Source organism: Frankia sp. CcCS3 (assembly GCF_977927575.1).
This window is the reverse complement of sequence record NZ_CDWRCL010000210.1, coordinates 1-7333: the sequence shown is the minus strand read 5'-3', so window position 1 is coordinate 7333 and position 7333 is coordinate 1. Positions and strand designations below refer to the sequence as shown.

Here is a 7333-nt window from a genome sequence, read left to right as displayed (position 1 = left end):
GATCACAAGATCAGCGACAGATCCCGATCCCGATCCCGATCCCGAATTCTAACCCGTCCCTACCCGTTGTATTGGGTGGGTTCACCGACCTTCGGTGTCGTGCGCGGGACCGAACTCCGGGGAGCGTCCGGGCCTCGCGACGGGAATGACGCCCGCCTCCGCGGCACCGACGCCACCGGCACCGCTCGCATGGTGACCGTCCAGCACGAGACGGCGCTGTTCCTCGGCAGCGGTCTGCTCAACCTGTCGCATGGCACGGCGCAGGATCGGCGGAGCCATGACCGACGTGACGATCGCGACCAGAACGATGACCGTGTACGTCTCGGTGGAGAGCACCCCCAGCCGCACGCCGACGCTGGCCACCACGATCTCGATGACCCCCCGCGCGTTCATGCCGGCGCCCAGGGCAAGAGCCTCCCAGGGGGTCAGCCGGCTGGCCCGTGCCCCCGCGTACACACCGGCAAACTTGCCGAAGACCGCGACCGCGAGCACGATCACCGCCGCGAGCAGAACCCGGGGTTCACCCAGAGCGGTGAGATCGACACGTAGGCCCGCCGTCGCGAAGAAGATGGGCGCGAGCACCGCCATCACCACGATTCGCAACGGGGCGACACTGGCCTGATCCACCAGGCCGGACGACCCGAGGACGACCCCGCCCAGGAAGGCGCCGAACACCGCCTCCAGCTCCAACGCCTGCGTCCCGGCCGCCGACGCGAGCACCAGCACGGCCACGAAGGCCACGACCGATCCGCTCCTGGCGCCGGGATCGGCGCCAGCCCCAGCCCCGGCACCACTCGTGGCAATGATCCGTCCCAGCACGGCCCGGACGACGACCCGGCCGATCGTCAACGCGAAGATCCCCGCCCCGAGGACGTAAAGCACCGACAACGCCGTGTCGCCCGCCCGGACACCGGTGGTCGCCATCGCGGACACGACCGCCAGCATCAGCCAGCCAACGGCGTCGTCGATGATCCCGCCGGCCAGCGCGAGCTGCCCGACCTCCCGATGGGTCAGACGCATCTCCATGAGCGTCTTCGCCATCACCGGGATGGCGCTCACGCACATCGTCACCCCGAGGAACAGCGCGAAGACCGTCCGGTCGCCGTCGGGGCCCAGCAGGGAGGACGGCATCAGCACGCCGGTGGCGATCCCGAAACCCAACGGCAGGAGCAACCCACCGAGGCTGATCCGGGCGACGGTGAGACTGCGCCGGCGGATGATCCGCGTATCAATCTCGAACCCGCTGAGCGCGACCAGGAAGAGAACGCCGAGCTGTCCCACCGCGTCGAGCAGGTGAAACTGCGCGGCGTCACGCGGAAGCAACCAGTCCGAGAAGGCCGGCCACAGCGTTCCGAGCAATGACGGGCCGAGGAGCACGCCGACGCAGAGCTCCCCGACGATGGCGGGCATCCGCAGGCGCACGGCGAGACGCCCGAGCAGAATTGCCAGACTGAGCAGCACGGCGAGCTGAAGCAGGAACAGCAGCAGGGAATGCGGTGGGATCGAGGGGACGGGCTGGGCGGACGTGAGGGACAATGTCTCTCCTCGGACGTCTCGCCACCACTGACGGCGGCGAGGGCTCCAAGCCGACGTCCGACGACCGACGGCCGCATCGGCGACAGGCCAGCCGAGAGCCGGAATCCCGGATCACGGATTTCTCGTCATCCCCCGTCGCCCGCGCGCATGCGATTCGGTCGGCTGACGCCGCGGGCGCCGGCACTGGTACCGACGTCCCTCAAGAAGAAACCACAACGGACGCCGGGAAGTCCGCCGTTCGCGTCATCTCCCGCCGCATGGCGCGGAGTTGTGGAGGGGTAATCACGTTTTCCGGGCCGGCAACCGTGACCAGCCCTCCGCGCTTCCCTCCGCTTCACCAGCCTGCGCAGGCGGGGAGAAATCGGCTCAGATGAGGCCGAGCGCGCGGACCGCCTCCCGCTCCTCGGCCAGCTCACGCACCGAGGCGTCGATCTTCTCCCGGGAGAAGGCGTCGAGCTCCAGACCCTGCACGATCTCGAACCGGCCGCCGGACGCGGTGACCGGGAACGAGGAGATGAGCCCCTCGGGCACCCCGTAGGAGCCGTCGGACGGGATCGCCGCCGAGGTCCAGTCGCCCGCCGGGGTGCCGTTGACCCAGGTGAAGATGTGGTCGATGGCCGCGGAGGCGGCCGACGCCGCGGACGATGCGCCGCGCACCTCAATGATCTCGGCGCCCCGCTTGGCGACCCGCGGGATGAACTCGTCGGCAATCCATGCCTGGTCGCCGACCGCCTCGGCGCCGCTGCGTCCGCCCACCTCGGCGTGGAAGATGTCCGGGTACTGGGTAGCCGAATGGTTACCCCAGATCGTGATCTTCTTGATCTCGGTGCTGGGCACGCCGAGTTTCTTGGCGAGCTGCGCGATCGCGCGGTTGTGGTCAAGCCGGGTCATCGCGGTGAATCGCTCGGCGGGCACGTCCGGAGCGTGCGTCTGAGCGATGAGCGCATTGGTGTTGGCCGGGTTCCCGACGACGAGAACCCTGATGTCCTCGGCGGCCCCGCTGTTGATCGCCTCGCCCTGCGGCTTGAAGATCCCGCCGTTGGCGGACAGCAGGTCACCACGCTCCATGCCCTTGGTCCGCGGACGTGCGCCGACGAGGAGGGCCACGTTGGTGCCCTCGAAGGCCCGCTTGGCGTCGTCGAACACGTCAACCCCCGCCAGTAGCGGGAAGGCGCTGTCCTCGAGCTCCAGCGCCGTGCCCTCCGCCGCCCGCACGGCCTGCGGGATCTCCAACAGACACAGCTTCACCGGCGTGCCCGCACCCAGCAGCTGGCCCGACGCGATGCGGAACAGTAGCGCGTAGCCGATCTGACCGGCGGCGCCGGTTACGGTGACGTTGACGGGCGTTGAGCTCACTGGCTTCTCCTGGTGCAGATCACGGAAGATCGGGGTGCGGCCCGTGTCGTCCTCGTAACGATCCCGAGCCGGCTGGGTAACCGGTCCTGGACTGGAACGTCTTCTGCCGCCCCAGCGATGCTAGCCCGAGGCTAGTCCGAAGTTCTTGGTCAGGAGGCACGGGCGGCGCGGACGCAGCTCACATCGCGGCGCCGCGATGGGGCACGTGCTACCGGCCGATCTCGGTCCCGCACCGTGGTACGGGCGAGACCAGCGCGAAACGTTTCGCGTCCGCGGTGACCTGAAGGAAGGTGTAACAACGGGTGATCTGCCTGAAATGGGCGGCGAAGTTGACGGGGGCGGGCAGCAACCCGTCCGCGTCATAGCCGCGCACCGCCCGCAGGCCCCTGATGAACGTCTCCCGGCTGGGACATGGCCCGGCGGCCACCAAGCCGCGCAGGAACATGTCCGCCGAGATCCACCCGGACAGGGCCGCCTGCTGGGCCGGCGGGGACACCTGGGGCGCGTACTCCAGCATGGCCTGCAGGAACCGCTGGTGAGCGGGAGTCTCCTGCTCGAACGGCAGGTAGTCGACGAAACTGTAGACCCCGGCCAGCACTCCGCCGAACAATTGCAGGAGACGCTGGTCGTAGCCGGTGGGCGACAGGATGACCCGCAGATCTGCCCGGGCCACCCGGGCGCCCAGGACCACCTGGCCGAAGGCGGCGCCGGTGACGGCGCCGACCAGGACGTCCGCGCCGCTATCGCGCACCTTCCGGCCGATACCTGGGATGTCGACCGGCCGGGTCGCATCGATCCGGCCGAGCACCCGCACCCCGGCCGCGGCGAGGCTCAGCGCCATCTTGTCGGCGAGGGTCACGGAGGTCGCCGAGAACCCGGACTGGGCGATGATCGCCCGGTGGCCGCCGCGCTCGGCGACGAACTCACCCCAGGTCGTGACGGACGGCCCGTCGAAGATCATATTCGAGTAGCTGAACATGTTGTCGTTGTGGGTCCAGGCCGCTTCCAGCGAGGTACCGGTCACCGGTATTCGCCGGCTATTGAGATAACCAGCGGAACCACTGGCCACGGAGGTCGACTCGATGATTCCGAACACCTGGTCGTCCTCCACGAGCCCCTGGGCGGCGGCCTGGTTCCCGGCGGGATTCGAGGCGTCATCCCGCCAGACATAGATCACTTTTCGGCCATACACACCACCCGCCTTGTCCGCCACCCCGGGCCGGGCGTCCACCCCGGCCCGGAAGGACCGGAACAGTGACGCCGCGTTTCCGGTGTCCGGATAGAGCAGGCCGAATCTGATCGAGCCCGGACCGACGCCCGGCGCCGCGCAGGCCGGGGGCGCGGTCGGCCTGTCGGTGGAGACCCGGCAGCCGACCGCTCCCAAGACGATCAGGAGACTCACGAGCCCGAGCAGCGCGGCCCGACGGTCCGCACGACGGCGCCGAGGCCGGTGCGGCCCGGCCCCCAGAGCCGTGATGCTCCTCACTCCATCAAGCCTGAACCAGGAGGACCACTCTTCGGTGCCATTCCGTTGATTTTGTGAGATTCACCGAAGATCGATCGCTCCCGGTTTCAGGATCCGATCCTGCTTCGGGCTCCCCACGCGGTACCCCGTGGGGTGCGGCCCCGGTCGGCCAGGTCGGCCAGGTCAGAACGCCGCCGCGGCAGCCCGGGCGATGGCCTGGTCAAGGGGGGCGGGACCACCGCTCACCCCGACGGCCCCCACGATCACCCCGTTCCGCCACAGCGGCAGCGCACCGGGCAGACCCGTGACGACCGGTTCCGCCGGCGACGGACGCTCCCGTCCGACGCGGCCGTCACCCGTGGCAGGTGCCTTGCCGCCAGCGTGTCCCTCGCCACCGGTATGACTGACCAGCTGGGCCGGCGGAGCCCAGGACCGAGCCGCACACGCCTTGTCGACGGAGATATCCGCGGTCTCGAGCCGGGCATTGTCCATCCGGACGTGGGCAACCAGAATTCCGGCGTGGTCAACGACGGCAATGTTAACCGGTTGACCGAGGTGAACCGCATATTTCTCCCCGGCGGCGATGATCCGACGGGCGTCCTCGAGCGATACGGTCATCCGCGACTCTCCCCATAAAGCGGCGTTCCGGTGCGCTTGACCATAGGCCCTGGCTGACTGTCAGGTGGTGGAAGGCGCGCCGCGTAACCACCGTCGCGCATGGCACTCCCGAGTGGCGAACGGCAGGATACAGGTAGACACGGGGTATCCCCGGTTCCCCGGCAGGGAACCGGGGGTCAGGCCGCGGCGACGAACGGGAGGACGGCCTGGGGGCAGCGGTGGATCAACCGGCTGGAGAGATAGCCGCCGCCCAGCAGGTCCAGCAGAGCACCGGCGCCCGGATGATCCAGCCGGCCGACCCGGTGCAGGCCGCGCAGACGCAACAGACCGGGCAGGTGCGCCTCGATGACTCGCTGGTCGGGCCGGGGAGCTCCGTCGAGCCAGGTGTCGAACTGCGCGCCGGTCATGATTTCCCACACAACTGTGTCCGCGACGGCACCAGTGCCGTCGGTGACGGTCACCAGATGGGGTACCCGGATCAGATCGGCGAAGCCGCTGAGATCCGGCCGCACCCCGGCGGTGACGACGTTGTCACCGACCTCCGGCTCGCCGCCGGACCCGGGGGGGCCGCCGGGGGCGGGCGTACCGCCTGCTCCCGGCCGTCTCAGGGCATTGCGCAGATGAGAAGCGAACGCCAAGGCCAGCGCGCTGCGACCGGGCAGGCTGGCATGAGCGTGCAGGACGACGGCGTCGACTGCCGGTGCGCGTAGCCGCTCGGCCGCCGCGCGAACCAGCCAGGCCGGCTCGACCAGGACGAAACTGACCTGCGCGCGCCGCCGCTCCTCGATGGCGTCACCGCCGCCTCCCGACGGGGTCCGCACCCTCATGGACTCGTGAATCCACTGGCAGGTGATGAGCCCGTCGGCACCGGGAAGTGAGAGGAGCGGCAGATCCTCCGAGCTGAAGATCCGTTCAGGGATCGACGTGGGCATGCTGTCTCCGGTCCGGTTGGCCGGGAGCGACGCGAACGCGACCGCGGGCCGCGTGAGCGGGTTGCTAAGTGCAGGAGCGGGGCTGGCACCGTCTCGCCACGTGCCCGCCCGGTCCGGGCGGGCACCGCCCCCCAGACCACAATCGGCCACGGTGCCCACACCGTCCACGACCCGGCGTGGGCTCCCTGCAGGGGGAGCCCACGCGGCGATGGAACGTACCCGCCTCGTCGAGGCTGCCGGAACCGGGAAAGCCATGACGGGCTCAGCTACTGGAGCAGGTTGTCGAAGTCGCCGTCTTTGGCGCCGAGTATCAGAGCCTCGATTTCAGCTCGGGTATACACCAGAGCGGGTCCGTTTGGATGCCGAGAGTTACGGACGGCAACTTCGTCGCCCGGAAGCTTCGCCATTTCGACGCAGTTTCCCTGCGAGTTGCTCCGGCGGCTCTTCTGCCATGTCACGCGCTGCAGCGCCGCGGCAGGCATACCGCTGTAGATCTTGCTCATGTCGATCTCCTGAAGCCCCGGGAAGCCGTGCCGCCACGGCCCCGACCCACGCCGTCCGCTCGCTGTACCACCGACGGGCCAACCACCGACCGCCGACCGACTGCCAGCCAAAACCATGACGGAACACCCCCCGGAAGATCGTCCCACCATGTCAGCGTGTGCGACTGCACGAACTTCAGCTCACGATACAGCACGGTCGGGTGCACGTGCATCAAGCGGGCGACAGACGCCCGGCCCGATGCCTCGCGCTGCCGCGGCCTCCACGCCGAACCAGTCCCAGGACGGCCCCAGGGCAGCCCAATGAAAGATCAAGAGAAGATCAAGAGAAGATCAAGAGAAGATCAAGAGAAGATCAAGAGAAGATCAAGAGAAGATCAAGAGAAGATCAAGAGAAGATCAAGAGAAGATCAAGAGAAGATCAAGAGAAGATCAAGAGAAGATCAAGAGAAGATCTAACGGAAGTGCCAAGGATGTTGATGTAACCACCGAAAGCACTAAAAATCTTATCACAAACACCATAAAAACACCACGAATCTGAGCCCAGCCCGTCCATGGGGCTCCCCGAAGAACCATGGACGGGTCTCGACACCACTAGGCGAAACGTCCGAAAAATCCGAAGAGTGACGAATCCGATCCGTACACCGGGCACCCGTACGAGGCGGCCGCGGGCCGAGCCAGGAGAAAAAGATCCCCGACCTGGGGGAAAGATGCGCGCTCACGACGGGGCACTCCGGCTCCCCGGACGACGGGAGGCCGGCCGCGCGCGACCTGACTGTGCACAAGGTCATAGCCTCGGCGTAGCGAAAACCGTGGCCCTTCCGGTCCACTCGTGGCTCCGGGGCCCGCGACATAGCTGTAAAACAACGGGGGACACCTCAGGATCTGGATCTGTCGCTGATCTTGTGATCGAACTGGCCCTCTCA

At 68.0% G+C, this 7333-nt stretch carries 6 protein-coding genes; all 6 read right to left on the bottom strand.

The features are described from left to right. Positions 1-81: 81 nt before the first annotated feature. Positions 82-1536, bottom strand: coding sequence for a cation:proton antiporter (locus AC08OQ_RS15920; protein WP_476605743.1), 1455 nt, complete (start codon positions 1534-1536; stop codon positions 82-84). A 366-nt stretch (positions 1537-1902) separates the two neighbouring features. After that, positions 1903-2892 carry a malate dehydrogenase gene (locus AC08OQ_RS15915; protein WP_476601765.1) on the bottom strand — a complete coding sequence of 330 codons (990 nt, stop codon included), beginning with the start codon at positions 2890-2892 and terminating at the stop codon, positions 1903-1905. 208 nt (positions 2893-3100) lie between these two features. Further along, positions 3101-4378: an ABC transporter substrate-binding protein gene (locus AC08OQ_RS15910; protein ID WP_476605742.1), complete on the bottom strand. Its 1278-nt coding sequence runs from the start codon at positions 4376-4378 to the stop codon at positions 3101-3103. Between the two features lie 162 nt (positions 4379-4540). After that, complete coding sequence (locus AC08OQ_RS15905) at positions 4541-4975, bottom strand: GlcG/HbpS family heme-binding protein (protein WP_462188883.1); 435 nt, start codon at positions 4973-4975, stop codon at positions 4541-4543. A gap of 176 nt (positions 4976-5151) precedes the next feature. Next, positions 5152-5907 carry a hypothetical protein gene (locus tag AC08OQ_RS15900; protein ID WP_476601764.1) on the bottom strand — a complete coding sequence of 252 codons (756 nt, stop codon included), beginning with the start codon at positions 5905-5907 and terminating at the stop codon, positions 5152-5154. A gap of 266 nt (positions 5908-6173) precedes the next feature. Then, positions 6174-6410 (bottom strand): DUF397 domain-containing protein, encoded by a 237-nt coding sequence (locus tag AC08OQ_RS15895; protein ID WP_476601763.1) that lies wholly within the window; start codon positions 6408-6410, stop codon positions 6174-6176. Between the last annotated feature and the right edge of the window lie 923 nt (positions 6411-7333).